General features: G+C 32.2%; 1 pseudogene. It reads right to left on the reverse strand.

The annotated features are described in order from the left end of the window. Positions 1-247, reverse strand: a pseudogene (locus ACWIX0_RS14380) (hypothetical protein); the annotation flags it as partial. Between the last annotated feature and the right edge of the window lie 60 nt (positions 248-307).

Consider the following 307-nt stretch of genomic DNA (forward strand, 5'->3'; position numbering starts at 1 on the left):
TATATGATTTCTACCTAGCACAAACTCATTTTTTGAGTGTTTGACTCGATAATGTGCTTTTGCCACTTTTGCTTGCAGTTGTAAGCAAAGCAAAGAAATCTACTAATCCATCATAAGCCACCCAATAATCACTATAAAATTCTGTCTCATTCATATTGCTTAAATTCTGTATTATAGGCAAAAGCTCATCTGCAGAGCAATGCTTTACAATTTGAGTATAAACACAATTATTTCGTTTTAGCATACCTTTTGCTTGCAGTTGTAAGCAAAATAAAGCAAAAATACAGAAGTTTTCTTATCTGCTACA

Source organism: Helicobacter sp. T3_23-1059 (assembly GCF_053654515.1).